We start from the raw sequence: 23,563 nt of genomic DNA on the forward strand, positions 1-23,563 counted from the left end.
CTGCCCTCCCGCTTCAACGCAAGGAAAACACCACCAGTCTGCCGCCAGCCTCGGCCTTTGCCGCTGTGGGCTTGACCATGAAAACGCGCTCGGGCGGCACCTTGCCCGTCGTCACCAGCCACTCGCGCACATTCTGCGCACGCTGCTGCGCAAGCAGCCTGAGGTCTTCGTCGCCCACCGTCATCGTCGGCAGCAGCAGTGCCTCCATCTCGGCAACCGGCAGACTCTTGGCGACACCGAGGAAGTTGCGCGGCTTCTCGATCTCGGTGTCGTCATAGACCTCTTCGAGCAAGGCGGCGTACTCGCCCTCCGCAATCTCGATATTCTGCAGCGAAGGCGCAGACTGTCCGCTCTTGACCATCGCCTTGAGCTTGACCGCACGCACCTGATCAAGCAGCTTTGCGCGGCGAATGCCCTCGGGGTCGCTCGCAGGATCGGCAAAACCGGTGATGTCGAGCCGCAAGCCGGCCCGGTCGACCAGCACCTTGGCGAGCGTCGCCAGCTTTTTCTGCTGCGCCTCACCCGGACGTGACACGCCGGAGTCGAACTCGACCTGGGACAGCTCCTCGCCCCCTCCAAGCACGGACCCGAGCAGTGCGAAGGGCGAGGTGATCGCCTTGCCCACCAGATTGAAGAGCGCCTTCACCACCAGTCCGAACACGCTGAACTCCGGATCGTCCATGGTGCCGCTCACCGGCAGATCAAGATTGATCTGCCCGCGACTGTCCTTGAGCAGCGACACGGCCAGCTGCACCGGCAGGTTGACCGCATCCGGACTGTCGACCGCCTCGCCGAAGGTGAGCTGGTCGAGGAAGATCTGGTTTCCCGCCGTGAGCTTGCGCTCCTCGATCTTGTACGTGAGTTCTGCCGACAACTTGCCGCGCTGGATGCCGTAGCCGACATACTTGCCCGAGTAGCTCGACAAACCGGTCAGCTCGAAATCCTTCACCGAGGCACCGATGTTCAGGTACTGATCCTGGCGAAAGGGGTTGAACTCGCCGTTGATCGATACCGGCGCCGAATTGTCGACCCTGCCATCCAGCGTCAGCTTGGCAATCGTGGTCGGGTCCGAAGACAGTCCGGACAACTCCCCCGCCATCCCGGTCAGGTTGGCGTCGTAGTTGGGGCGCACGAAACGGTCGCTGAAGGCGATGTTGCCACCCTTGACCCGGATCCGGCCGATCTTGATCGGCGGCATGTCGGCCTGCGCCTTGCCGTCGGCAAGTGCCGCTTCGGCTTTCTGCCGCTCCGCCTCGGCCTCCTCGGTTCCGGCCTGAATCTCGCGCAGGTTGAGCTTGCCCTGGTCGCTCAGGATCAGGCGGGTATAGAAGTCGTTGAGCGCGATGTCGCGCACCTCGAGCGCAAACGGCGCCAGGCGCATGTCGATGTCGTTCAGGCTCAGGCTGCCCCAGCGCACGAAATCGGTCGCATTCAGACGATCGATCGAGGAAAAGTTGGTGACGCCGACATCGCCAGTCAGCCGCCCCTTGATGCCGTCACGCGCTGACTCCAGCGCAAGCTTCGCCTTCGCGTACAGACTGCCGCGCGAGATCGCGATCTTGGTTTCTTCCAGCACATAGGGCTGCAGGGGCAGCAGATCGACGTTGTCGAGGTCAAGTGCCATCGACGTCTTCAAGGGGTCGAGCACCGCCGTCCCCAACACGCCCAGCTTGCCGCGCTTGTTGATCCGGCTCTTCAGGTCGAGCTTGAGTTCCGCCCCCTTGTCAGTGGAAAAGTTTTCCACCTTGAGCGCGATGCCCTCGGCCTCAAGCACCACGGGCTTGCCCGCACTGCGGTCATCGACCCGCAGCGATGCGTCCTCAAGCGCGAGCTTCCTGACCGTCACCGACCATGGCGCCTCACCCTTGGCTGCAGGTTTCGCCGGCGCTGCCTTGCCTGCCAGCGCCATCAGGTCGAAGTCGCCATTGCGCTGACGAACGGTCGACACTGCCGCACCCTTCACCCCGAGCTCGCCCACGACGACCTTGCGTTCGGCCACCAGTACCTGAGCATTGCTCACGTTCACTTGCGGCAGCTTCAGTGCAGCGCCCTTGTCGCCTTTCAGACCGAGCACGAAATCCTTCAGGTTCAGGGTTTCGGCGTTGACTTCGATCTGTGGCTCACCGCCCTTGAGGGCGAGCTTGTAACGTATCGAGCCGTCGAGACGACCGCCACGGATCTCGCCGCCAGGCATCGCCGCGGCCAGATAGGGACCATAGCGGGCAGGCTGCAGCTGTTCGACGATCAGGTTGCCATCCAGCTCGAAAGGCTCGAGCCGCAGGCTGTCCTGGTGGCTGAGCTTCTCGCCGGCGTCACTGACATAGTCGAGGCGGATCTCCGCCGGCATGTCTCCGATGGTCGACAGGTCACGCAGGTCGAGGTTGATTGCCTCGATCCGGGTGCGGAAGGGTCCCGGTACGCTGCGATCCTCGAAGCGCACCACGCCATCACGAATTCGCGCCGATGCCAGCAGGAAATCGAGCGTGGCCGGCGCAGCGGGCTTGGCACCATCCTGCGCCGCCGCTGGCTTTTCAACAGCGGCCTCCGTGGCCTTCTTTGCCCCGTTCGCGGCTGTTTTTGCGGACGCCTTGGCAGACTTTGGCTGTTCGCCAGGAGCAGACCTGGGCAGCAACTGCAGCACGTTGATCCCGCCGTCGGCGAGGCGCACGAGATTGAGCTCAGGCTGCATCAGGCGCAACTTGCTGAACTGGAAGCGGTTCACCAGAGGCTGTACGTCAGCCAGTTCGATACCGAACTCGGCCACGGTCAGCACCGGCGCACCCGCCTTGTCCTGAACCTCCAGCTTGTCGATCTGCACCTGTCCGCTGACTGCCACGACCGGTGACGCATCCACCGGCTGACGGAAGCTCAGCTGCATGTCGGCACCAAGCACACCCGAAGGCAGCTTGAAAGCCGGATCGAACGGCAGGTACGGCATCCACTCGGGCAGCTGAAAGTCCTTCAGCGAGAAGTCGACGACGGTCTCCCGTTCTTCGGTGAAGGGCTTGGTGCGCCCACTGATGCCCAGCGGCTTGCCGTTGAGCATGGCCGACAGCGACGGCTCGACGAACACATCGACCTTGACCGGCAGATTGGACACGAAGGGAATGCCGATATTGATGTCCGACAGTTCGTGCTGCAGACCTTCGACCTGGTCATCCACCGAGATGCGCCCGCTGGTGAGCTGAATATTGCCCACCGAGAAGCGCGACTCGCCCTCGCTCTCGGGCTGTTCGCCGAGGCGCTCGACGACATCCGACCAGTTGTGTCTGCCCGCGGGCAGACGTGTCAGCGCAAGCTGCAAGCCGTCGACCGAGAGCTCATGCAGCACCGGACCGCCACGAATGATGGATTCGAGTTCGAGATTGAGGTTGAGACGCTCGAAGGACAGGTCGGGCTTCTGCCCGTCAGCGGCCATGATCCTTGCCCCGCGAACTTCCGCTGCGAGGGTAAAGGGGTTGAACAGGACACCGTCGATCGAAACCTCACGCCCCAGTGTTTCACCCAGGATCTTGGTTGCATAGTGCCGCGCCACTGGCGGCACCACGCCAAACCCGATCACGGCCACGGCCAGCAAGACACCCACTCCCCATTTCGCCGGGCGGATTAACCGCTGCAGACGGGGATGTTGCGTCGGGCCGGGGGTTGAATCAGACATTCACATGCTCCATGTGCTCGAAAACCGTTATGAATCGACCTGTGAAACCCTGGGGCGAACCCCGAAAATCGTCAGTACGTTTGCCGCCGGTCGTCACCGGGCGTATTCTGCGCCGCTTTCCACGCACCGGGCGCGATTGTGGCTGACCAGCGTTTCGACCTTGTTGTAATCGGTGCCGGCGCCGCCGGCATGATGTGTGCAGCGACCGCAGGCCAGCGCGGCCGGCGCGTACTGCTGCTCGATCATGCCCCCAAACTTGCCGAGAAAATCCGCATCTCGGGCGGCGGGCGATGCAACTTCACCAACCGTCGCGTCACCGCAGAACACTTTCTGTGCCGCAATCCGCACTTCGTCCGCTCGGCGCTCTCGCGTTACACGGCGCGCGATTTTATCGACCTTGTGGAACGTCATGGGGTTTCTTATCACGAACGCGACTGGGGACAGCTGTTTTGTGATGATTCCGCGCAACAGATCATCGATCTGCTGCGCGCCGAATGCGAAGACGGGGCAGTCCAGTGGGCCATGCCGGCCAGCGTGCAGGCAGTGGACCGCACATCGGACGAGCATGATCGATTCGTCATTGACACGACCATGGGTCGATTCTACGCCCACAGCCTGGTGATCGCGACCGGCGGGCTTTCCATCCCCAAGATCGGCGCCAGCCCTTTCGGCTACCGTATCGCCGAGCAATTCGGCATCCCCGTCATCGCGCCCCGCCCCGCGCTGGTGCCGCTCACGTTACCCCCGGAAACACTTTCGCTGCTGGCACCGCTGGCCGGCGCCTCCTTCGAGGTCGAAGCCTCCTGCCGCGGCCCCGCCTTTCGCGAGGCCGCCCTGATCACGCATCGCGGGCTGTCCGGCCCGTCCATACTGCAGGCGTCGAGTTACTGGCAGGCGCAGGCCTATGACAAGGATGACTGGGCACCCGTCAGCCTCAACCTGCTGCCCGGAATCGAGGCCGAGGAATGGCTGATGGCGCATGCCAGCGAGCGCGGCCTGCTTGCAAACCTGCTGTCCGAGCGCCTGCCCCGGCGCTTCGCCCACGCACTGTGCGCGCTGCAAGGCTGGGAGAAACCGGTCAACGCGTTCCGCCATGCGGATCTGCGCCAGATTGCTGCCACCCTTGCCGACTGGCAGCTGGTGCCATCCGGCACCCAGGGTTATGCCAAGGCGGAGGTCACGCTCGGCGGGGTCGACACCAACGCGCTGTCGTCAAAGACGATGGAAGCGCGCAAGCAACCCGGCCTGTTCTTTGCGGGCGAAGTCATGGACGTGACCGGCCACCTGGGCGGGTACAACTTCCAGTGGGCATGGTCATCCGGTTACGCAGCAGGCCAGCACGCCTGAGCCCGGCATCCCCGGCCCCGACCGACATTCATCACCCTGTCACACGCCTGCGCCACGCTTGACGGCGACCCCATCGCCCCAGGCCGCACATGCAGGAAAAACAGGTTCGCTCGATCTTTCTGTCGGATATCCACCTCGGCACGCGCGGCTGCCAGGCAGAACGTCTGCTCGATTTCCTGCGTTACCACGAATCCGAGAATCTCTTCCTGATTGGCGACATCGTGGACTTCTGGGCAATGAGCAGAAGCATTCACTGGACCAGCACCCAGAACACCGTCGTACAAAAGGTGTTGCGGCGTGCGCGCAAGGGCACGCAGGTGGTCTTCATTCCCGGCAACCATGACGAGGCCTTGCGCGAATACATCGGCACCACATTCGGCGACATCCGACTCGAGTCAGACTGGATTCACGAGACCGCGGACGGGCGGCGCTTCCTGCTGCTGCATGGCGACGAATACGATCAGGTTACCCGCCATCATCGCTGGGTTGCGGTACTCGGTGACGTCGCCTACAACGCGCTGGTCCGCATCAACGGCGGACTGTCACGCATCCGGCGCCGCCTGGGCATCTCCGGCTACTGGTCGCTCGCCGGCTACGCCAAGCGCAAGGTCAAGACCGCGGTCAGCTTCATCTTCGACTTCGAGGACTCAGTGATGCACGGCGCGCGCGAGCGCGGCGTGGATGGCGTGATCTGCGGACACATTCACTGGGCGAGCATGCGTGAGGTCGATGGGCTGACCTATGTGAATTGCGGCGACTGGGTCGACAGCTGCACGGCCATCGTCGAGCATCTCGACGGCCGGCTTGAGCTGATCCACTGGGGCGCTCAGACCACAGCACAGAAGGCGCTGCCAGCGCCCCCCGCCGCCGCACAGACACCGGAGCAGGCGCCGGAGCGGGAACAGGAGGCCGCAGTCAGCGCCTGAACCCGGCCGCACGCCGGGCGCTCAGCCCGGTTGCGCCCGACGCCACGGCAACAGCGGCAAATAGGCGAGCACCTGAACTGCGATCAGGCCGCCAAATGCGAGGCTCAGGGATGCAGACAGCGTATGCCCTGTCAGCTGCAAGGCATCCAGCGCCAAACCCAGGCCCCACTGCACGGCGAAGGCACCGGCAAACGCCATCAGGTTGATTGCCGTCGATACGCGCGCGAACACCTGACGGGGAAAATTCGAGGCGGTTGCGAGGTAGGTCTGTGAATTGACCGACGACAGCGCACCGAGCAGAAACCACAGCACCACCAGCGGCCCCAGATCAAACAGGATGCAGAGCTGCACGCTCAGCATGCCCGCATAGCCGAACTGGATCAGGTTGAGCGGGCGCACGCCGCGCGTTGCAAGGCGCACCCCGAGAAGGCCGATGGACAGTTGCCCCGCCAGCATGCCGACATTGAGCGCCACCAGATAGCCTGCGGCCTGGGCCAGCGACAGCCCGTTTACGCTCATCAGCCAGGGCACGGCCCAAAGGCTCTGCATGGCCATGAAGCCGCCGGTAAAGAACATCGACGACGCCGCGAATTTCAGGAATGCAGGGGCAGGAAAGATCCGCACCGCCGCGCGCAAGGCATCGAGCAGACGCTCGTTGTCCCCGTGGATGGCCTCGTCGGGCAAGGACAGGAAAATCCACAGCGAGATCATCAGCGCAAGCGCGGCGATGGTCCAGAACACACCGCGCCACCCCATAAACGGCAGCAAGGCCTCGACCGGTGCGCTTGCAGTGAGCGCGCCCAGCGCGCCCGCGGCCATGATGAAGCCGGTCATCGAGCTCTGCCGTTCGGCCGGATACCACATTGCGAAGCCTTTCAGCGCCCCCATCAAGCAGGCCGACACACCAACCCCGACCAGCGCGCGCGCGCTACCAAGGCCGGTAAGCGAATCGCCCATCGCAAAGGCGGCACTGCCCAGCGCGGTCAGCAGCATCAGACAGCCTTCGACCCGGCGCGGACCGAAGCGGTCGAGCGCAATACCCACCGGAATCTGTGCCAGACCGAAGGCCAGAAAATAGGTGCTGGTCAGCAGCCCGAGATCAGCGGCGGAAAGGCCGAGCTCGCCCGTCAGCGTGGGCGAAATCACTGCATTGACCGTACGCAGCAGATAGGACAGGTAATAGCCCAGCGCAAAGGGCAGGAAAATCCGCCCCAAGGCGCCTGGGGCTTGGGCAGGACTCATTTCGGGGAATCCGTTCGGCAAAGGCGGCATTCTGCCCGTTTTGCACCATTAAGGGGCACCCGCGGAATGCAGCGGCATGTTCACGATATTGACCCGCGTCAAGGCTGTGAAGGGATCGATGCGGAGAATCGAGACATTCCAGAGGAGTTCTGCCAATGTCACTTTCCAGCCTGATGACCGATGACCACCGTGCCTGCGACCACGTTTTTGCCCGGGTAGAAACCCTCGTCGCCAAGGGCGACTGGCCTGCCGCCGCAGCTGCCATGTCGACATTCGCCGCGGCGCTGAACGCACATTTCCTGGCGGAGGAAGAACACCTCTTCCCCGCATTCGAAGCCGCGACCGGCATGCGCGGCGGCCCCACCGCAGTGATGCGGGCCGAACATGCCGAGATGCGAACCTTTCTTGACAGCATGCTGGCCGCAATTGGCGCCCGCGACGGCGACGATTTTGCGGGCGAAGCCGAAACCCTGATGATCATGATTCAGCAGCACAACATGAAGGAAGAAAACATGCTGTACCCGATGTGCGATGCCCGCCTTGCCGACCGCAGTGGCGAACTGGCAGGCGCGCTCGATACGGCCCTGCATGCCCGCACAGCCCCCGGAGCCATGGCATGAACACACCGACGATCGTCGACGCCCGCGGCATGGAACCGCCCGTGCCCTTCGAGATGGCGATGGAGGCCGTGGCCGACCTCGCCCCCGGTCAGGCAGTCACGCTGCTGCTCGACCGCATGCCCCATCCACTGTTCCGTATCCTCGATCGCGACGGCTACCGCTATACCCCGACGGTTCGTGACGACGCAGTGGTCGAGGTCCTGATCGAGCGTCCATGAGCGGCGCCAACCCCGGCCTGGGCTATGAGGCAACGCCGCCGTTTTCGGCACCGCTGCGCTTCTTTCTCACCGCACCGTTGTTCGGCATCGTCGCCGGGTTGGTGCTGATCGGCGACAGCGGCCTGCTTGCATCGCGCTGGACGCCGGGCACCCTGGCCGTGGTTCACCTGTTTGCAGTTGGCTTCCTGCTGCAGATCATGCTTGGCGCGCTGATCCAGATCATGCCCGTGGTCGCCGGGGCGGCGCTGCCCGCACCGCTGCTCACCGCCAGACTGACCCACGTCGGGCTCAGTCTGGGTGCGGCCGGACTTGCGGCCGGACTCGGCTTCGGCCTGCCGGTCGTGCTGATCGGCGCCGCGGCACTGCTCGGGCTGAGCATTTTCGGCTTTCTCGGCTGCGCCACCGTTGCCATCATTCGTGCGCCAAAGTCGTCCATGGCAAGCCACACGCCGCGTGATCTGCGCCTTTCGCTCACCGGCCTTGCACTGTCCGTCGTGCTGGGCCTCTCGATCGCACTCGGGCTCAGCGGCGGCGCTGGGCTTCCCCTGCCCTTCACGACTCAGGTCAATCTGCACGCGGGCTGGGCGCTGCTTGGCTGGGCCGGCATTCTCCTCGCGGCGGTGAGCTGGGTGGTGGTCCCGATGTTCCAGATCACGCCCGCCTATCCGGTCGCGCTTACCCGTTACTGGGCGCCCGCCATTCTCGGCCTGCTGTGCGCATGGTCCGTGCTCAGTGTCACCGGCTTCGACCAGACTGCGATCATGCTCGCGCTCACCCTGATCGCCGCCGTGATCTGCTTTGCCGGCATCACCTTGCGCCAGCAGGCGCGTACGCGACGCAGCACGCCCGACGCCTCCTTTCGCGCCTTCCGCCTGGCGATGGTAGCCCTGATTGCCGGCGCCGCCCTCCTGATTTTTCCCCAGTTCTCCGATGCTGAGCGCTGGCCAGTGCTGGCCGGCATCCTGATCCTGCACGGTGGCCTGGGCGGCGCCACCAGCGCCATGCTGTACAAGATCGTGCCCTTTCTGGCGTGGCTGCATCTCACCCAGGCCAAGGTCAAGGCACCCAACGTCAAGAAGATGCTCCCGGATGCGCGCGCCAAAGCACAGCTCAGGATGCACGTGCTTGCGCTTGCAGCGCTGCTTGCCGCTGCACTGGCGCCAGCGCTGGGGCCGCTTGCGGGACTCGCGCTGATTGTCGAGTTCGGCTGGCTCATGCTCAACCTCCTCCATGTCGTCAGGATGTGGCGGGCAAACGCCCCCACGCCACAGCGCGCCGTCACACCAGCCTGATAAGATCGGCGCCTGTTCCGACCTCAGGCACCCGTCCCGCTCATGCTCCGAATCCCGCCCGCCCTCAGTCGCGGCCTCTTCGTCTTCGCCCTTGTGGCCGTGTTCTGGCTCGCCCTGCAACCGGCACCCGATGTGGTCCAGATCGTCAGCTGGCAGGACAAGATCGAACACGCGGTGCTGTTCGCCGTGCTGATGGTGCTGGGCAGCCTTGCCTGGCCGGATCGCATGCTGCAGGTGGTGCTCGGTCTGCTCGCCTACGGTGCGGCGATGGAGGTGGCGCAGTCCTTCACCGACTACCGCTTCGGTGACCTGTGGGACTGGGTTGCCGACGCCATCGGGCTCTTGCTCGCCGCCATCCCGGCCCGCCTGCTTGCGGCCCGCTTTGGCGCGCCCCCGGCGCAGGCGTCGAGCACTGCCGGTGCACGAAACCAAGCCTGAGGATTCGCGAACCGGTATCATTACCGCCTTTCCGATCAAGACCTTGAAGTCGCGCCGCTGATGAACGCCCGTCACCAACTCGAACTCCTGTCCCCGGCCAAGAATGCCGACTTCGGCATCGAAGCCATCACCCACGGGGCAGACGCCGTCTATATCGGCGGTCCGTCGTTCGGCGCACGTGCCTCAGCGGAAAACACGGTCGCCGACATTGCCCGCCTGGCCGCCCATGCCCACCGTTTTCATGCGCAGGTGTTCGTGGCGCTCAACACCATCCTGCGTGACGATGAGCTCGAGGATGCACGCAAGCTCATCTGGCAACTCTACGACGCCGGTGCCGACGCGCTGATCGTCCAGGACATGGGCCTGCTCGAACTCGACCTGCCCCCGATCCAGCTCCACGCCAGCACCCAGACCGACATCCGCGACGCAGCCAAGGCCCGCTTCCTGCAGGACGTCGGTTTTTCGCAGATCGTGCTCGCACGTGAGCTCACGCTGGACGAGGTGAAGAAGATCGCCGCCGCCACCGAGTGCCAGCTCGAGTATTTCGTCCATGGCGCACTGTGCGTGGCCTTCAGCGGCCAGTGCTACATCAGCCACGCCCACACCGGACGCAGCGCCAACCGCGGCGAGTGTTCGCAGGCCTGTCGCCTGCCCTACGACCTGGCCGACAAGGACGGCAACATCATCGCCCGCGATCAGCACATGCTGTCGATGAAGGACAACAACCAGAGCGCCAACCTGCGCACCCTGGCTGCGGCCGGCGTGAGCTCGTTCAAGATCGAGGGTCGCTACAAGGACCTCTCCTACGTCAAGAACATCACCGCGCACTACCGTCAGCTGCTCGACGAAATCATCGAACACCCCGATGCCGACGGCCCCGCATGGCAGCGCGCCTCGAGCGGGCGCAGCACCTTCCTGTTCACACCGCAGGCGGAGAAGACCTTCAACCGCGGCTATACCGACTACTTCACCAACAAGCGCCAGCACGGCATCGAAGCCTTCGAGTCGCCCAAGTTCGTCGGAGAGGCGATCGGCCGCGTGACCCGCATCGACACCAAGGCCGGCAAGTTCTTCGAGATCGAGCGCGTGGCGCCGATCCACAACGGTGATGGCCTCACCTGGTACGACGCCAAGGGCGACCTCACCGGCCTGCGCATCAACCGTGCCGAGCACGACGCGGCAGGCGAAGGCGTGGATCGCATCTTTACTGCCGACGCGCTGCCGGCCGACCTGGTGCCCGGCACCTCGGTGTTCCGCAACCACGATCAGGCTTTCGAGCGTGCGCTGGAAAAGAAATCCGCCGATCGCCGCATCACGGTGGACGCACGCTTTTTCGCAACTGCCGAAGGCTATGCGCTGACCTTGACCGACGAGGACGGCGTGACCGCGACGGCCAGCATTCAGGCAGCCCACGAAGCTGCCCAGCAGGCCGAACGCGCACTGGGCACGATCCGCGACCACATCGCCAAGCTTGGCAACACGATCTTCACGGCACAGGAAATCACGCTCGATGTCACCGACGCGCCCTTCCTGCCGGCCTCGGCACTCAATGCGCTGCGTCGTGACGCCGTCGAACAGTTGGAAGCTGCGCGCCTGCAGGCCCACGCCCGTCCGCCGCGTGCCGCGCCGGTCGAACCGCCCGTGCCTTTCCCTGACGACTCGCTGAGCTATCTCGCCAACGTCCTCAACGAAAAGGCGCGTGATTTCTATGTGAAACACGGCGTCAAGCTGATCGACGCGGCCTACGAGGCCAATGAAGAGCACGGCGAGGTGTCAGTGATGATCACCAAGCACTGCCTGCGCTACAGCTTCAACCTGTGCCCCAAGGAAGTGAAAGGCATCCGCCCCGACCCGATGACCCTGGTCAACGGCAAGGAGACCCTCACGCTGCGCTTCGACTGCAAGCGCTGCGAGATGCACGTGATGGGCGAACTGAAGCCGCACGTCGCCAGGCTGCAGGCACAGGTCGCACCGCAGAAGATCAGCTTCCATCCCACGCGCCCCGGCGCGGGCGTTACCGCTCAGTAGTGCGGCGGCACTTCGTCTTCCGGACTCAGACGTCCGGGAGGCTGAACGGCCTGCATCTGCTGCGCAAGTTGCCGCAGATGCTGCTGCATCAGGTCGATCTGCTGTTGCTGGCGGTAGACGGTGCGATTGAGTTCGTCGAGCAGATCCTCGGCAAACATCAGCTTCGATTCGAGGCGTTCGATGCGCTCTTCCATGACGGCGGCGGCAGGGTGGCCGCAAATTGGCTTCGGGGCGCGGATTCTAACCCGCGCCACCGTCAAACGAGCGCAAATGCAGCCCGACTCAGCGCGCCACTGCCAGCGCCTCGACCGCAGCGGTGAGTGCGGGTACGACCTCTGCGCCATCGCTTTCCGCCAGCAGGTCACGTGCATGGGCGAGCAGTGCATCGGCCTTGCCGGCCTCGTTCCCCACCTTCAGCTCGCTTGCAAAACGCCCGATACTGCCCGCCACCAGGCGCGTGATGCGGCCGTTCTCGCCGGCAATCCGGCTGGTGGCAACGGCATTTGCGATCAGCTCGGAGACAATGCGCGGGTAGTCCTTGTCGGCCACGATCTCACTCCTCGACCGACGCCGCAGCATAGTTGCGCAGCCGGCGCTCGGCGCTGACACCCAGGATCTTGGCCAGCCAGGGCGGCGGCGAGCCCTTCATCATGTCCTGAAACTCGGCCATCACCTCCATCGCCGGTCCGCCCTCGATACGCTTGATCGGGTAGATATTGCCCTTGATCACCTTCGCCGCCGCCGGGCCACCGATGGAGACGACGTAGAGCACATGGCAATCGGAGATGAGCTGCACGCGAAAGCCATTCTTGTCGTCGGCAAAGTCGGCTTCGAGCGCGTCGCGGATATCCACCAGGCGGATCTCGGTCGCCGACACCTGATAGACCAGATAACGGATACAGGACCCGAAATGCCCGTTGAGCGCCTCGCCACTGTCGGAGGCAAGCGCCACCCGCACCGACCCCGGCATGTCGCCCTCAGCAAAAGCCTGCACCGGCGGCAAGGGCTCGCCCTGGGTGTCACCCCACAGGATGCGCACGGCGAGCTTCATCGCCTCCAGGCCGATTCCGATGTCTTCGCCGTCCTCCTCGCCATCCACGCTGGCAAAGGCCGTCTTCAGATCCGTCACGGTCACCGTGCGCAGATCGTCGGTGTCGATCTGCTCGCTGCCAATCCGGTTCTGCAGCACATCGATCAGTTTCGGCAGGGTGATGCCCGGCATCGACCGGGCTGCGAGGGCGACGCGCAGCGCGGCGTCACGGGTGATGGGCATTGCGCTCTCTTGCATGGGGAAGACTCCTCTTGGTCGGGGTTGCGCTCCCTCCAGCAGATTGAGTGCCAGCATCGCCAGCTCCGCTCCAGCACCCTATCCATCTGTTTTTCAATGGGTTTAATAGACGTGGATCAGGCATGCAGACTGTGCGTTTCTCGACAAACACGGGTAGCACGCCAACAAAGACGACATGGCGAGCGGTGAAAGGCGTGCCGTGGATGCTACGGACTGCGCTGCAGCAAACAGCGCGCTATCATCGGGGCAAGACTCAACCAACGGATCTTCATGTCGAACGCGCCCTCTCAGTCCGCTCCGGAAGCCCCTGCCGAACTGAGCGCCCGCCACAGCCCGCTAGACGACGTGCAAGCCCTGCTCGTGGGCACGCTGTTTCTGGCCCTGTCGATCTCGTTCTTTCGCGACGCGGGCATGCTCACCGGCGGCACGGCCGGTCTGGCCTTCCTGATCCACTACGCCTTCGACCTGCCCTTCGGCGCAGCCTTCTTCGCGATCAACCTGCCCTTCTACATCTTTGCGCTGCGCGCACTCGGACGCGAGTTCACGCTGAAGACCTTCTGTACCGTGCTGCTGCTCTCGGTGTGCACCGAGTATCTGCCCAGCATGCTCAGCATCGCCCACGTCGACCCGGTCTTTGCCGCGATCATGGGCGGACTGCTAGCGGGTACCGGCCTGCTCATGCTGATCCGCCACCGCTCCAGCCTGGGCGGGGTCGGCGTGCTGGCGATCTACCTGCAACAGCGCAAAGGCTGGCGCGCGGGCTGGGTGCAGATGGCGGCGGACTGCGTGATCATGGCGCTCGCGCTGCTGGCGGTCGACGCCCGGCTGGTCGGGCTTTCGGTGCTCGGCGCGGTGGCGGTGAACTTCGTCATTGCTGTGAATCACCGCCCCGGGCGTTATTTCGGGATCTGAGCGTGGCGGTCGAAATCGCCGAGCTGCGCCGCTGCCCGACCTGCCAGCGCTGGGACGGCACGCGTCAGCTGGCCGCAGACGGCAGCACGGTCGAGCTCGACCCGGCAAACAACCGCGGCAAATGCACCGAAGGCCCCTGGCACGGCTCCCTGCGCGGGCCGCGCAACGCCTGTGGCCAGTGGCTGCAATGGATCGAAATCCTGCCCGTCAATACGCCAGACGGTTCAACGACTGACAGCTGAGGGCAGCGAAGCCCCCAGCCCGGCCACCCTTATTCTTCTTCGTCCTCATCCACTGCAAGGTCTGGATTGACCGGCGCGGGCCCGTTCGCAAGCGCAGCCGCAAGCATCTGGCTGCGGCTGTCGGGCGTTTCCAGACTGATCCTGCCCAGCGCGCCGCTGCGATAGTCGAGCAACAGGATCTGGGCGGCTTTCTCCAGGTCGAGACCGCCCCCCTTCTGCAGGCAGCCGCGACGACGTCCGACCTCCTCGACCAGCCCCGGTCCGTCGAAGTTCGACGGGTCAATGCGATAGCGGGCGGCGAGCAGCGCAGGGTAGCGTTCAAGCAGCACGTCACCCAGGAAGGCCGCGACCTCCTCGTCGATCACCGCATTACGGCCGATCGCATGGCTCGCCGCGAGCATGAAGCCGTCGGCATCGTAGTCAATCTTGGGCCACATCAGTCCGGGCGTATCGGTGAGCGTCAGGCCGGGACCGAGATCGAGCGTCTGCTGGCTCTTGGTCACCGCCGGTTCGTCGCCAACCTTGGCCACCTTGCGCTTGATGAGGGCATTCATCAGCGTGGACTTGCCCACGTTGGGAATGCCCATCAGGATCATCCGCAGCGGCTTGATGTTGTCGCTGCGGTGCGGTGCGAGCTGGCGACACAGGCCGGTGATGCGTGCCACGTCAGCCGGCTTCTTGGCCGAAATCGACACGGCCTTCACCCCGGGCTGACGGTTGTAGAAATCCATCCACGCCTGCGTCGCCACCGGATCGGCGAGATCCGCCTTGTTCAGCAGCTTGAGGCAGGGGCGATTGCGGAAGCGGCGCAGCTCTCCGATCATCGGATTGCTGCTGGCTTCGGGCAGGCGGGCATCGGTCACTTCGATGACGACATCGATCGCAGCCAGCGTCTCTGCAGCTTTCCGGCGCGCGGAGTTCATGTGACCGGGGAACCACTGGATGGGCATCGGAAGTCCGGACTAACAAAAAAGGGTCTGCATTATCCCATCTTCCGGCCACATCTGAATCCGCAGCGCACTGCAGCTTATGTTCCGCCTCGTCATCGTCATATCTGTCCGGTTGCATGACGAATCAAAAAAAAATCCCACACCCCAATAAAACCGTGTATTGTGGCGTCGCAGTCGATTCAAGCAGTTGTCTTTGTGGTGTCGTTTCCGCGTGTTCGTTCCGCGAACTTTACGGTTTGATTCCCTCGATACTTGTTTCTTGATCGTTCCTGCACTCTGGGCGCGAGCCCCTTCTTATGTTTTAAAGGAACGCAAAATGAGCACTCAAACCGGTACCGTCAAGTGGTTCAACGACGCCAAGGGCTTCGGCTTCATCACCCCGGAACAGGGCGGTGACGACCTGTTCGCACATTTCAGCGAAATTCAAGGCAAGGGCTTCAAGAGCCTGGCCGAGAACCAGCGCGTAGAATTCGAAGTCAAGAACGGCCCCAAGGGCCTGCAGGCGGCCAACATCCGCCCGCTCTGATTAGCCCTCGCTGATCAATCAGAACGCGGCCTCAGGGCCGCGTTTTTGTTTTTGTGGTGCCGGACAGCCATACTTGGACATTGTCCCGGCTGCAGATCACCGCGCCCTCCTGGCCCCGGCCTCACTACGCATCATCCTCTGCCATGACCGAATCCATCGAATCCTTTGCCCAGCTGGGCCTGCCCGACAATCTGCTTTCGGCACTCGCCGCAGTCGGCTATGAAACGCCATCCCCGATCCAGGCTGCGTGTATCCCGCACCTGCTCGCCGGTCGCGACCTGCTGGGCGAAGCACAGACCGGCACCGGCAAGACCGCCGCTTTTGCCCTGCCGACGCTGGCGATGCTCGACATCGCCGACACCCGCCCGCAGGTGCTGGTGCTCACCCCGACACGCGAACTCGCCATCCAGGTTGCCGAGGCCTTTGGCAAATACGCGCATCACCTGAAGAATTTCCACGTGCTGCCTGTGTACGGCGGGCAGAGCATGGTGGTGCAGCTGCGCCAGCTGTCGCGCGGCGCACAGGTCATCGTCGGCACGCCGGGCCGAGTCATGGACCACCTTGAGCGCGGCAGCCTGAAGCTCGACGCACTCAAGATGCTGATCCTCGACGAAGCCGACGAAATGCTGCGCATGGGCTTCATCGACGACGTCGAATGGATTCTCGATCACACCCCGGCAACCCGGCAGACAGCGCTGTTCTCGGCCACCATGCCCAACGTGATTCGTGACGTGGCACGTCGCCACCTGCGCGAACCCGAAGAAATCAAGATCCGCGCATCGACCTCCACCGTTGCCAAGATCCGCCAGCGCTACTGGCTGGTGCGTGGCGTGGACAAGCTCGACGCGCTGACCCGCATCCTCGATGCCGAGGAAACCTTCGACGCAGCCATCACCTTCGTGCGCACCAAGATTGCGACCGAAGAGCTGGCCGACAAGCTCGCAGCCCGCGGCTACGCAGCTGCAGCGCTGAACGGCGACATGACCCAGGGCCTGCGCGAACGCGTCATCGAGCAACTCAAGAACGGCGCGCTCGACATCGTCGTGGCAACGGACGTCGCCGCCCGCGGCATCGATGTGCCGCGCGTGAGCCACGTCATCAACTACGACATCCCCTACGACACCGAAGCCTATGTGCACCGGATCGGGCGTACCGGCCGTGCGGGCCGTGAAGGCTCGGCGATCCTGTTCGTCGCGCCGCGCGAAACGCGCATGCTCAAGACCATCGAGCGCGCCACCCGCCAGCCGATCGAACCCATCGCCCTGCCCAGCCGCGAGGAAGTCTCCACGCTGCGGGTGAACCAGTTCAAGCAACTGGTTCTGGACACCCTGAGCGGCCAGGACCTCGGTTTCTTCATGGACGTGGTCAATAGCCTCACCGAAGAAAACGAACTTCAGGCACACGAGATCGCCGCCGCACTGGCTTATCTTGCCCAGCGCGAACGCCCGCTGCAGGTCGAAGAGTCCGGCCGTGGCTGGGACGTGGCAACCACCGCGACCAGCGCCGGCGGTCGTCCTCCGCGCGAAGAGCACTTCACCACCGGCGCACCGCGTGAGCGCACCGAGCGCCCGAACCGGGACGAGATCCTCGCCCGCCGCCGCTCGTTTGCCGATGGCGCGCTGGCGCGCTACCGCATCGAAGTCGGTCGCAACCAGGGCGCGAGCCCCAAGGAGATCGTCGGCGCAATCGCCAACGAAGGCGGAATCGACGGTCGCTTCATCGGCCAGATCCACCTCTTCAACGATTTCTCCACGGTCGAGTTGCCGGCCAACCTGCCCGACGACCTGCTGGGCGTGCTCAAGCGCACCCGGGTCAAGCAGTGCGCCCTCAACATCCGCCCGCTGACCGACGAAGAGGCGCTGGCCACCCCCGAGCGTCCGCGCGCACCGCGCGGCGACCATGCACCGCGTGGTGACCACGCACCACGCCGCGAGGACAGCCCGCGCCGTGAGCACACGCCGCGTCGTGACGACAGCTTCAGCGATCGCCGCCCGCCCCGCCCCGCAGGCGGTGATGGCAAGCCGACCTGGGGCAACAAGCCTGCCGGTGGCTATGACAAGCCCGCCGGCAGCTATGGCAAGCCCGGTGCGCCGAAGCCGTGGAGCGGTGCCCCGCGTCGCGACGATCGCGGCCCTTCGCGTTCAGGTCCCGATCGCTCGGGCTCTGCGCCCTTCTCGGCCGGCAAGCCGAAAAAGCGCAGGGAAGACTGAGTGCCCGGCACCGCAAGCAGCGGGGCGCCGTTTGCGGGCCTGACACCGGACTTCGTCCTCGATGCACTGGAGAGTGTCGGCCTGCGGCCTGACGGCCGCCTGCTGGCACTCAACAGCTACGAGAACCGCGTCTATCAGGTCGGTATCGACGACGGCCCGATGCTGGTGGTCAAGTTCTATCGTCCCGCGCGCTGGACTGACGCAGCCATCCTCGAGGAGCACAGCTACACCGCGGAACTGGCCGAACGCGAGATCCCGGTGGCGCAACCCCTCATCATCGACGGCCGCAGCCTGCACCTCCATGAGGGCATGCGTTTCACGCTGTTCCCGCGCCTGAGCGGACGCGCACCGGAACTGTCCGATCCGGCCACGCTGGAATGGCTGGGCCGGTTCATCGGCCGCATCCATGCAGTCGGCGCGCTGCACCCGTTCAAGTCCCGTCCGGCACTCGATATCGCCAGCTTCGGCGAAGAACCCCGTGCCTGGCTCCTCGCACACGATTTCATTCCCGCCGACATCCTTCCGGCGTGGAAGAGCACGGCGGATCAGGCGCTCGACGGCGTGCGCCGCGCCTTTGACCGTGCAGGCAAGTTCGCTTCACTGCGACTGCACGGCGACTGCCATATGGGCAACGTACTGTGGCAGCAGGGCGAAGGCGGCGGGCCGCAGTTCGTCGACTTCGACGATGCGCGCATGGGACCGGCAATTCAGGACCTGTGGATGCTGCTCTCGGGTGAGCGCCACGAGCAGGTCGGGCAGCTCGCCGACATCCTTGCCGGCTACGAGGACTTCATGGACTTTGCGCCGCGCGAGCTCCACCTGATCGAAGCCTTGCGCACGCTGCGTCTCATCCACTATTCAGCCTGGCTCGCACGACGCTGGAACGACCCCGCCTTCACCGCCGCGTTTCCCTGGTTCAACACGCAGCATTACTGGCAGGACCGCGTGCTCGAACTTCGTGAACAGATAGCGCTGATGGACGAGCCGCCGCTCTGGCCGGCCTGAGCCCCGGACAAGCGTCCGGTCACACCGACATTGCAGTGCACAACTGCAGCCACGAGCGCTAAACTCATGCCACGCGTCTAGCCCTTCCATTCGTTCACCATGCAACTTCAGGCCTGGTATCACTCCTGCACTGCCGGTTTCACGCTGCGCGGAGAGCACTCCCTGCCTTCGGGCAAGCCGGTGCTTCATTTCGTACACGGAAACGGATACTGCGGCCGGACCTACGAGCCGATGCTCGCGCGCCTCACGCCCCACTTCGATCTCTTCCTGTCGGACATCCAGGGCCACGGAGACAGCGACCACGGCGGCCGCTTTCATGGCTGGAATCGCACGGCCGCACTGTGCCTGGAAGCATGGCACGCGCGCGGCACCCTCTTCGGCGATGTGCCGGTGTTCGCGGTCGGGCACAGCTTCGGTGGCGTCATTACCAGCCTGATGCTGGCCAAAGCGCCTGATCAGTTTTCACGCGCTGTCCTGCTCGACCCGGTCCTCTTTCCACCAGCCATGATCGGGCTGATGGCGCTGTCCGACGTTGTCGGGCTGTACTCACGCAACACCCTCGCCCGCCGCACCCGCCAGCGCCGCCACCACTGGCCCGATCGCCAGTCGGCATTCACCTCGCTGCACGAGCGCGGCATGTTCAAGGGCTGGAAAGAAGAAGCCTTGTGGTCATACGTCAATCATGCGTTGCGCAACACGCCGGAAGGCGGGGTCGAGCTCAAATGCAGACCGGCCCGCGAAGCGGAGATCTTCAGCTCCTACCCGCGCCGGCTGTGGTCGTCACTGGCGCGCATCACCACGCCGACGCATGTGCTGCGCGGGGAAAAAACCTACCCATTCGCGGCCAAAGGCATCACCCGCTGGCGCGACAGCAATCCGGCAGTCAGCGAACAGGTGATGCCCGGCGGCCACTGCTTCATGCAGGAAGATCCGGCGCGCAGCGCCGAAGCCATCTGCGCTTTTCTCAGCAAGGACGCGCAGCGCCAGCCCGGCGGATAGGGTCGATCAGTATCTGGCCGGCCCCATCAGCAACTCGGGCGCGACCTCGACCGTTTCCTCACCGTTGGTTACCCAGACGTGACCATCCTGCAGGGTGCATTGCAGGCGCATGCTGCGATCGGTTAGGCGCGCCAGTGCAGGTGCAACCTCGGGGGCGATGCGGAGCACACTGAGGCTCTGCTGGCGCGTGAGCTTGGCCTTGATGCCCTCCCACCAGACAGGGGCGGCCCGACCGTAGTTGATGACCACCACCTTGTCCGAGCGACCGCAGGCTTTGCGAATCCACTTCTCGTCAGGCTGCCCGACGAAGATCCAGCGCTTGATCTCGCCGGTCAGGTCACGCTCCCACAGATCGGGCTCGTCATCGACGCAGAGTGCGTTGCCAAAGCTCAGCGCCGGGTCTGCATAGAGTGCGAAGGCGAGAAGGCGCACCATCATGCGATCGTCGGTTTCCGACGGGTGCCGGGCGAGCGTCAGCGCATGGTCGCCGTAGTAGCTGCGATCCATGTCTGCAATCTGCAGCTCAGCCTTGTAAATCGTTGCCTTCAGTGCCATCCGAACCGCCTCAGTAAAGACTTAATGAACCGTATCCGACGGACGGTTTGCACGTTGCCAGGCCACCACGGCCTGAGCCGCATGAGCCATGACCACGTCGCGCTGCGGCGCCGGCAACTCGCGCGCGAGCGATGCGAAGAGTGCCTGCGTGGCCTCCTGGGCCACGCCCTCGGCCGCCAGCCCTTCGGACAGGCAGCGAATCTGGATATGTGCCAGCGCATCGGCCACCAGGCGCCAGCCTGCAACCGGCATGTTCCCGACCAGCGCCAGCAGCAGGCTGCCGAGCTGGCCCGCCAGGCGCAGCGCTTCGTCGCGATTCTCGCTGGCAATCGACGAATGCCACAGCGCGAGGTGAATCCCGCGGCGCAGTTCGACCTTGAAATCGATCGCATTGGCCTCGGCCGCCGTCAGCGCCTCGAACTGCTGCAGAAAGCGGGACTCGGCCTGCGCATCGAGCCCGGTGCGCAGTGCGCCGAGAAGCTCGGAGAGCGCCGGAATTGCGGTGAGACCGAAAGCCTGACTCCAGGCCAGCCCCCATTGGTCCGCACCGGCCACCAGCAGGGCCAGGCGCAGGGCCCGTGCATCTTCGCCCTCCCCCGCGCGAGCCCAGTTGCGCATGGCCTCGCACAAAGCGGTCACGCCCTCGGCACGCTCCTGATCAGAGGCTTCGATGCTGAGCCGGAAAACGCGCGCAAAGGCGTCCTGCGCCGTGCGTGCGGCCTGACGCTGCACCTCGGGCGCGGCCAGCTTTTGCAGCGGGTCTGCGGGCAGAACGGTATCGGTGGAGGACGCTGATGACATGACTCGGTTCCGGAAAGCGGGCGCATATTGTGCCGATCAGGACGCAATCGGGCAACGAAGGCCTTGCATTGCAGACAGAGTCAGGCTGGGCAGTGCAGCGAGGCGATCAGTCTCGCAGCACTGCCACGATGCGGGGATTGCTACGCGCCGGCCGCAGTTCTGCAGCCGGGCACGCGCTCAGGATGCCCAGCGGAAGCTGGAGCGCGGCTTCTCAAGAGTGGGAACGCCGTCGCGCAGCGATGTCAGCATCCGGCTAAGGGCACCCGCATCCTCTTCGGTGAAGCCGCGCTTGAAATCGGTCAGGATGAGCCGCGAGCGGCTGAGCCAGTTGCCCGGTGCATCGTCGATCGCACACCAGGCAGCGGAAGCGACGTCGGGCTCGTGCTGTGCAAGCCAGAGCATGGATTCGCGCTCACGCAGGCCGTGAAGCTCGGAGCCCAGTTTGGGCAGCATGTGCGGCGTCACGCCGGCGACCCGCGGGCGGATGTCTTCGGAGAAGCGGGCGACCAGCTTCTGCAGCGAAAACAGCATGCGCCAGTCCGACGAAATCACGATGCGCGCTTCCTCGAACTCTCGAATCACGGCTTCGATCAGCGGCAGGCAGCGGAAATCCTCCACCTCGCCCCAAGGGTGGGTCACCCCGTCGAAATCCATGAAAATGTAGGTCGTTCGATTCATTCGTTGTGCTCTTTAGCACTGTCTGCAAAAAGGTTTTTTCGACAGTGGGTTCATTGATGCTGCAATGCAGAATATACTGGAATCCAGTTTTTGTGCACCGCACACAAGAGTTTCTTTTCCTGTGCCCGACCACGGCCGTAATCTTCGTCTGGTCGAATAGGTCGGTGCAAGCCAATCTTTCACGCGTAGACACATGGAGCCCATCATGACCCCGATTATCAATCTGCAAGGCAAGGTCGGCCTGATCACAGGCATCGCCAACGAGAAGTCGATCTCTACCGGTGTTGCCGAGGCCTGCGCTCAGGCTGGTGCGACGCTGATCATTACTTACCAGAACGAAAAGACGCGCGCCTTCATCGAGCCGGTGCTTCATCGTCTCGGCGTCAAGGACGCCTACCTGCTGGACGTCACCAAGCCCGAAACCATGGACAACGTCTATGCACAGATCGATGCCAACTACGGCAAACTCGATTTCGTGCTCCACAGCATGGCCTTCGCCAAGCGCGACGACCTTCACGGCCGTGTCGTCGACACCTCGGCCGACGGTTTTGCGCTCGCCATGGACGTGTCCACCCACTCCTTCGTGCGCCTCGCCAAGATGGTCGAGCCGCTGCTGGTCAAGGCAGGTGGCGGTTCGCTCGTGACCATGACCTACCTCGGCTCCGAGAAGGTCATCCCCAACTATGGCGTGATGGGTTTGTGCAAGGCAGCCCTCGAAGCAGCCACCCGCTACATGGCGGCAGAACTGGGCGAGAAGAACATCCGCGTCAATGCGGTCTCCCCTGGCCCGCTGATGACGCGTGCGGCATCGGGCATCGCCGGTTTCGACGGACTGATGGCCGCAGCGGTCGAACGCGCCCCGATGCACAGCCTGGTGACGCCGGAAGACATCGGCGCCCTCACCGCCTTCCTGGTTTCCGACGCTGGCCGACTGATCAGCGGCGGCGTACACTTCGTGGATGCCGGCTACAACATCATGGGCTGATCGAAGGGGCTGTCCTTGATCGATCTCGAGAGAGCGCGTGCAGAGCTGGGACGCGAGTGCCTGGTCCTCCCGGACCCGGTGCCCGCGCATCCTTTGGTCGACGGCAAACAGGAGATCGGTCGGGGCGAATATTCGATCGTGATCGACAAGGGCGACGACGAGCGGGTCTACAAGATCGTCAGTTCTCCCGCCGACTATTATCTCTACACTGCCGAAGACCGTCCCCAGGGCGAACACTTTCCGATCGTGTATGCCGACCACGGCATCATCGGTCGCTCGCAGTCAGGCTATCCCTTTCACCTGCTTGAGATGGAGCGCCTCTACCCGCTCAACGCCGATACGCCGGCCGCCGATCTTGCGACGCGCATGATCGAGTGCTACTGGTCGGCCTGTCAGCAGTGGAGCCGGTTGGGCATGGACATGGGCCGCATCGCACTCCACCACATGACGGTAAGTCCACTGGATGTGAGCGAGAGCCTGCAAGAGGCCCTCAAGGCACTGTCCGACTTCGTCGAGGAGTATCACGTCCTGCCCGACATCCTCAACGCAAACAACCTGATGATGCGCAAGGACGGCACGCTGGTGTTTTCAGACCCGGTGTTCATCGCCTGAAGCACCGCCCCTTCCGGGCACGAGGGGTATC

General features: G+C 64.2%; 24 protein-coding genes. 15 read left to right on the forward strand and 9 right to left on the reverse strand.

What is annotated here, in order from left to right; all coding sequences use genetic code 11:
* Window positions 1–13 precede the first annotated feature (13 nt).
* Window positions 14–3,658, reverse strand: a complete 3,645-nt coding sequence (locus tag AC22G6_RS11050) for a DUF748 domain-containing protein (protein ID WP_487366808.1) — start codon at window positions 3,656–3,658, stop codon at window positions 14–16.
* 192 nt (window positions 3,659–3,850) lie between these two features.
* Here AC22G6_RS11050 and AC22G6_RS11055 point away from each other — a divergent pair, with 192 nt between their 5' ends.
* On the forward strand, window positions 3,851–5,005 hold the full coding sequence (locus AC22G6_RS11055) for a BaiN/RdsA family NAD(P)/FAD-dependent oxidoreductase (protein WP_487366895.1): 1,155 nt from the start codon (window positions 3,851–3,853) through the stop codon (window positions 5,003–5,005).
* Between the two features lie 89 nt (window positions 5,006–5,094).
* Entirely contained in the window at window positions 5,095–5,931 is an 837-nt protein-coding gene (locus tag AC22G6_RS11060; protein WP_487366809.1) for a UDP-2,3-diacylglucosamine diphosphatase, read from the forward strand.
* A 21-nt stretch (window positions 5,932–5,952) separates the two neighbouring features.
* Here the strand turns inward: AC22G6_RS11060 and AC22G6_RS11065 are convergent, their stop codons facing one another.
* A complete protein-coding gene (locus AC22G6_RS11065) occupies window positions 5,953–7,173 on the reverse strand; it encodes an MFS transporter (RefSeq protein WP_487366810.1) in 1,221 nt (406 codons plus the stop codon).
* Window positions 7,174–7,328: 155 nt separating this feature from the next.
* On the opposite strand from AC22G6_RS11065, the gene AC22G6_RS11070 reads away from it, so the two are divergent.
* From AC22G6_RS11070 to AC22G6_RS11090, 5 genes are read left to right on the forward strand one after another with little or no spacing between them, the layout of a single operon-like run.
* The gene (locus AC22G6_RS11070) at window positions 7,329–7,793 is read left to right on the forward strand and encodes a hemerythrin domain-containing protein (protein WP_487366811.1); all 465 of its coding nucleotides are present in this window, start codon (window positions 7,329–7,331) and stop codon (window positions 7,791–7,793) included.
* Window positions 7,790–8,011 (forward strand): DUF2249 domain-containing protein, encoded by a 222-nt coding sequence (locus AC22G6_RS11075; protein ID WP_108948699.1) that lies wholly within the window; start codon window positions 7,790–7,792, stop codon window positions 8,009–8,011. The genes AC22G6_RS11070 and AC22G6_RS11075 overlap by 4 nt, the downstream gene beginning before the upstream one ends.
* The gene (locus AC22G6_RS11080; RefSeq protein WP_487366812.1) at window positions 8,008–9,303 is read left to right on the forward strand and encodes a hypothetical protein; all 1,296 of its coding nucleotides are present in this window, start codon (window positions 8,008–8,010) and stop codon (window positions 9,301–9,303) included. The genes AC22G6_RS11075 and AC22G6_RS11080 overlap by 4 nt, the downstream gene beginning before the upstream one ends.
* 42 nt (window positions 9,304–9,345) lie before the next feature.
* On the forward strand, window positions 9,346–9,741 hold the full coding sequence (locus AC22G6_RS11085; RefSeq protein ID WP_487366813.1) for a VanZ family protein: 396 nt from the start codon (window positions 9,346–9,348) through the stop codon (window positions 9,739–9,741).
* Window positions 9,742–9,801: 60 nt separating this feature from the next.
* Window positions 9,802–11,769: a peptidase U32 family protein gene (locus tag AC22G6_RS11090; RefSeq protein WP_487366814.1), complete on the forward strand. Its 1,968-nt coding sequence runs from the start codon at window positions 9,802–9,804 to the stop codon at window positions 11,767–11,769.
* Here AC22G6_RS11090 and AC22G6_RS11095 read toward each other — a convergent pair.
* The 3 genes from AC22G6_RS11095 to AC22G6_RS11105 form a co-directional block, all read right to left on the reverse strand.
* Window positions 11,763–11,963: a SlyX family protein gene (locus tag AC22G6_RS11095; RefSeq protein ID WP_108948703.1), complete on the reverse strand. Its 201-nt coding sequence runs from the start codon at window positions 11,961–11,963 to the stop codon at window positions 11,763–11,765. The genes AC22G6_RS11090 and AC22G6_RS11095 overlap by 7 nt on opposite strands.
* An 88-nt stretch (window positions 11,964–12,051) precedes the next feature.
* A complete protein-coding gene (locus AC22G6_RS11100; RefSeq protein ID WP_487366815.1) occupies window positions 12,052–12,318 on the reverse strand; it encodes a hypothetical protein in 267 nt (88 codons plus the stop codon).
* A 4-nt stretch (window positions 12,319–12,322) separates the two neighbouring features.
* Window positions 12,323–13,057 (reverse strand): dinitrogenase iron-molybdenum cofactor biosynthesis protein, encoded by a 735-nt coding sequence (locus tag AC22G6_RS11105; protein WP_487366816.1) that lies wholly within the window; start codon window positions 13,055–13,057, stop codon window positions 12,323–12,325.
* A 270-nt stretch (window positions 13,058–13,327) separates the two neighbouring features.
* Here AC22G6_RS11105 and AC22G6_RS11110 point away from each other — a divergent pair, with 270 nt between their 5' ends.
* Together AC22G6_RS11110 and AC22G6_RS11115 are read left to right on the forward strand one after the other, a co-directional pair.
* Window positions 13,328–13,969 carry a YitT family protein gene (locus AC22G6_RS11110; protein ID WP_108948706.1) on the forward strand — a complete coding sequence of 214 codons (642 nt, stop codon included), beginning with the start codon at window positions 13,328–13,330 and terminating at the stop codon, window positions 13,967–13,969.
* Between the two features lie 2 nt (window positions 13,970–13,971).
* Window positions 13,972–14,211 (forward strand): hypothetical protein, encoded by a 240-nt coding sequence (locus AC22G6_RS11115; RefSeq protein WP_487366817.1) that lies wholly within the window; start codon window positions 13,972–13,974, stop codon window positions 14,209–14,211.
* Window positions 14,212–14,240: 29 nt separating this feature from the next.
* Here AC22G6_RS11115 and ylqF read toward each other — a convergent pair whose 3' ends face one another.
* Window positions 14,241–15,161 carry a ribosome biogenesis GTPase YlqF gene (gene ylqF, locus AC22G6_RS11120; protein ID WP_487366818.1) on the reverse strand — a complete coding sequence of 307 codons (921 nt, stop codon included), beginning with the start codon at window positions 15,159–15,161 and terminating at the stop codon, window positions 14,241–14,243.
* 316 nt (window positions 15,162–15,477) lie between these two features.
* Here ylqF and cspE point away from each other — a divergent pair, with 316 nt between their 5' ends.
* From cspE to AC22G6_RS11140, 4 genes are all read left to right on the forward strand, one after another.
* Window positions 15,478–15,687 carry a transcription antiterminator/RNA stability regulator CspE gene (cspE, locus tag AC22G6_RS11125; RefSeq protein ID WP_108948709.1) on the forward strand — a complete coding sequence of 70 codons (210 nt, stop codon included), beginning with the start codon at window positions 15,478–15,480 and terminating at the stop codon, window positions 15,685–15,687.
* A gap of 143 nt (window positions 15,688–15,830) precedes the next feature.
* Window positions 15,831–17,897 (forward strand): DEAD/DEAH box helicase, encoded by a 2,067-nt coding sequence (locus tag AC22G6_RS11130; RefSeq protein ID WP_487366819.1) that lies wholly within the window; start codon window positions 15,831–15,833, stop codon window positions 17,895–17,897.
* The gene (locus AC22G6_RS11135; protein WP_487366820.1) at window positions 17,898–18,902 is read left to right on the forward strand and encodes a serine/threonine protein kinase; all 1,005 of its coding nucleotides are present in this window, start codon (window positions 17,898–17,900) and stop codon (window positions 18,900–18,902) included. It begins immediately after the preceding gene.
* 99 nt (window positions 18,903–19,001) lie between these two features.
* On the forward strand, window positions 19,002–19,901 hold the full coding sequence (locus AC22G6_RS11140) for an alpha/beta fold hydrolase (RefSeq protein WP_487366821.1): 900 nt from the start codon (window positions 19,002–19,004) through the stop codon (window positions 19,899–19,901).
* A gap of 6 nt (window positions 19,902–19,907) precedes the next feature.
* Here the strand turns inward: AC22G6_RS11140 and AC22G6_RS11145 are convergent, their stop codons facing one another.
* From AC22G6_RS11145 to AC22G6_RS11155, 3 genes are all read right to left on the reverse strand, one after another.
* Window positions 19,908–20,456, reverse strand: a complete 549-nt coding sequence (locus tag AC22G6_RS11145) for a YaeQ family protein (RefSeq protein ID WP_108948713.1) — start codon at window positions 20,454–20,456, stop codon at window positions 19,908–19,910.
* Window positions 20,457–20,477: 21 nt separating this feature from the next.
* Window positions 20,478–21,257, reverse strand: coding sequence for a hypothetical protein (locus AC22G6_RS11150; RefSeq protein ID WP_487366822.1), 780 nt, complete (start codon window positions 21,255–21,257; stop codon window positions 20,478–20,480).
* Window positions 21,258–21,434: 177 nt separating this feature from the next.
* Window positions 21,435–21,935, reverse strand: coding sequence for an HAD domain-containing protein (locus tag AC22G6_RS11155; protein WP_108948715.1), 501 nt, complete (start codon window positions 21,933–21,935; stop codon window positions 21,435–21,437).
* 205 nt (window positions 21,936–22,140) lie between these two features.
* Here AC22G6_RS11155 and fabI point away from each other — a divergent pair, with 205 nt between their 5' ends.
* Window positions 22,141–22,920 (forward strand): enoyl-ACP reductase FabI, encoded by a 780-nt coding sequence (fabI, locus tag AC22G6_RS11160; RefSeq protein ID WP_108951247.1) that lies wholly within the window; start codon window positions 22,141–22,143, stop codon window positions 22,918–22,920.
* 15 nt (window positions 22,921–22,935) lie between these two features.
* Window positions 22,936–23,532, forward strand: a complete 597-nt coding sequence (locus AC22G6_RS11165; protein WP_487366823.1) for a hypothetical protein — start codon at window positions 22,936–22,938, stop codon at window positions 23,530–23,532.
* Window positions 23,533–23,563 lie beyond the last annotated feature (31 nt).

The organism is Parazoarcus sp. PS-13 R2A (genome assembly GCF_057621855.1).

Bases quoted from the DNA above. Each gene is read 5' to 3' on its own strand.
- AC22G6_RS11050 (WP_487366808.1), bottom strand. From the start codon at position 3,658: ATGTCTGATTCAACCCCCGGCCCGACGCAACATCCCCGTCTGCAGCGG.
- AC22G6_RS11055 (WP_487366895.1), top strand. From the start codon at position 3,851: ATGTGTGCAGCGACCGCAGGCCAGCGCGGCCGGCGCGTACTGCTGCTC.
- AC22G6_RS11060 (WP_487366809.1), top strand. From the start codon at position 5,095: ATGCAGGAAAAACAGGTTCGCTCGATCTTTCTGTCGGATATCCACCTC.
- AC22G6_RS11065 (WP_487366810.1), bottom strand. From the start codon at position 7,173: ATGAGTCCTGCCCAAGCCCCAGGCGCCTTGGGGCGGATTTTCCTGCCC.
- AC22G6_RS11070 (WP_487366811.1), top strand. From the start codon at position 7,329: ATGTCACTTTCCAGCCTGATGACCGATGACCACCGTGCCTGCGACCAC.
- AC22G6_RS11075 (WP_108948699.1), top strand. From the start codon at position 7,790: ATGAACACACCGACGATCGTCGACGCCCGCGGCATGGAACCGCCCGTG.
- AC22G6_RS11080 (WP_487366812.1), top strand. From the start codon at position 8,008: ATGAGCGGCGCCAACCCCGGCCTGGGCTATGAGGCAACGCCGCCGTTT.
- AC22G6_RS11085 (WP_487366813.1), top strand. From the start codon at position 9,346: ATGCTCCGAATCCCGCCCGCCCTCAGTCGCGGCCTCTTCGTCTTCGCC.
- AC22G6_RS11090 (WP_487366814.1), top strand. From the start codon at position 9,802: ATGAACGCCCGTCACCAACTCGAACTCCTGTCCCCGGCCAAGAATGCC.
- AC22G6_RS11095 (WP_108948703.1), bottom strand. From the start codon at position 11,963: ATGGAAGAGCGCATCGAACGCCTCGAATCGAAGCTGATGTTTGCCGAG.
- AC22G6_RS11105 (WP_487366816.1), bottom strand. From the start codon at position 13,057: ATGCAAGAGAGCGCAATGCCCATCACCCGTGACGCCGCGCTGCGCGTC.
- AC22G6_RS11110 (WP_108948706.1), top strand. From the start codon at position 13,328: ATGTCGAACGCGCCCTCTCAGTCCGCTCCGGAAGCCCCTGCCGAACTG.
- ylqF (WP_487366818.1), bottom strand. From the start codon at position 15,161: ATGCCCATCCAGTGGTTCCCCGGTCACATGAACTCCGCGCGCCGGAAA.
- cspE (WP_108948709.1), top strand. From the start codon at position 15,478: ATGAGCACTCAAACCGGTACCGTCAAGTGGTTCAACGACGCCAAGGGC.
- AC22G6_RS11130 (WP_487366819.1), top strand. From the start codon at position 15,831: ATGACCGAATCCATCGAATCCTTTGCCCAGCTGGGCCTGCCCGACAAT.
- AC22G6_RS11140 (WP_487366821.1), top strand. From the start codon at position 19,002: ATGCAACTTCAGGCCTGGTATCACTCCTGCACTGCCGGTTTCACGCTG.
- AC22G6_RS11145 (WP_108948713.1), bottom strand. From the start codon at position 20,456: ATGGCACTGAAGGCAACGATTTACAAGGCTGAGCTGCAGATTGCAGAC.
- AC22G6_RS11150 (WP_487366822.1), bottom strand. From the start codon at position 21,257: ATGTCATCAGCGTCCTCCACCGATACCGTTCTGCCCGCAGACCCGCTG.
- AC22G6_RS11155 (WP_108948715.1), bottom strand. From the start codon at position 21,935: ATGAATCGAACGACCTACATTTTCATGGATTTCGACGGGGTGACCCAC.
- fabI (WP_108951247.1), top strand. From the start codon at position 22,141: ATGACCCCGATTATCAATCTGCAAGGCAAGGTCGGCCTGATCACAGGC.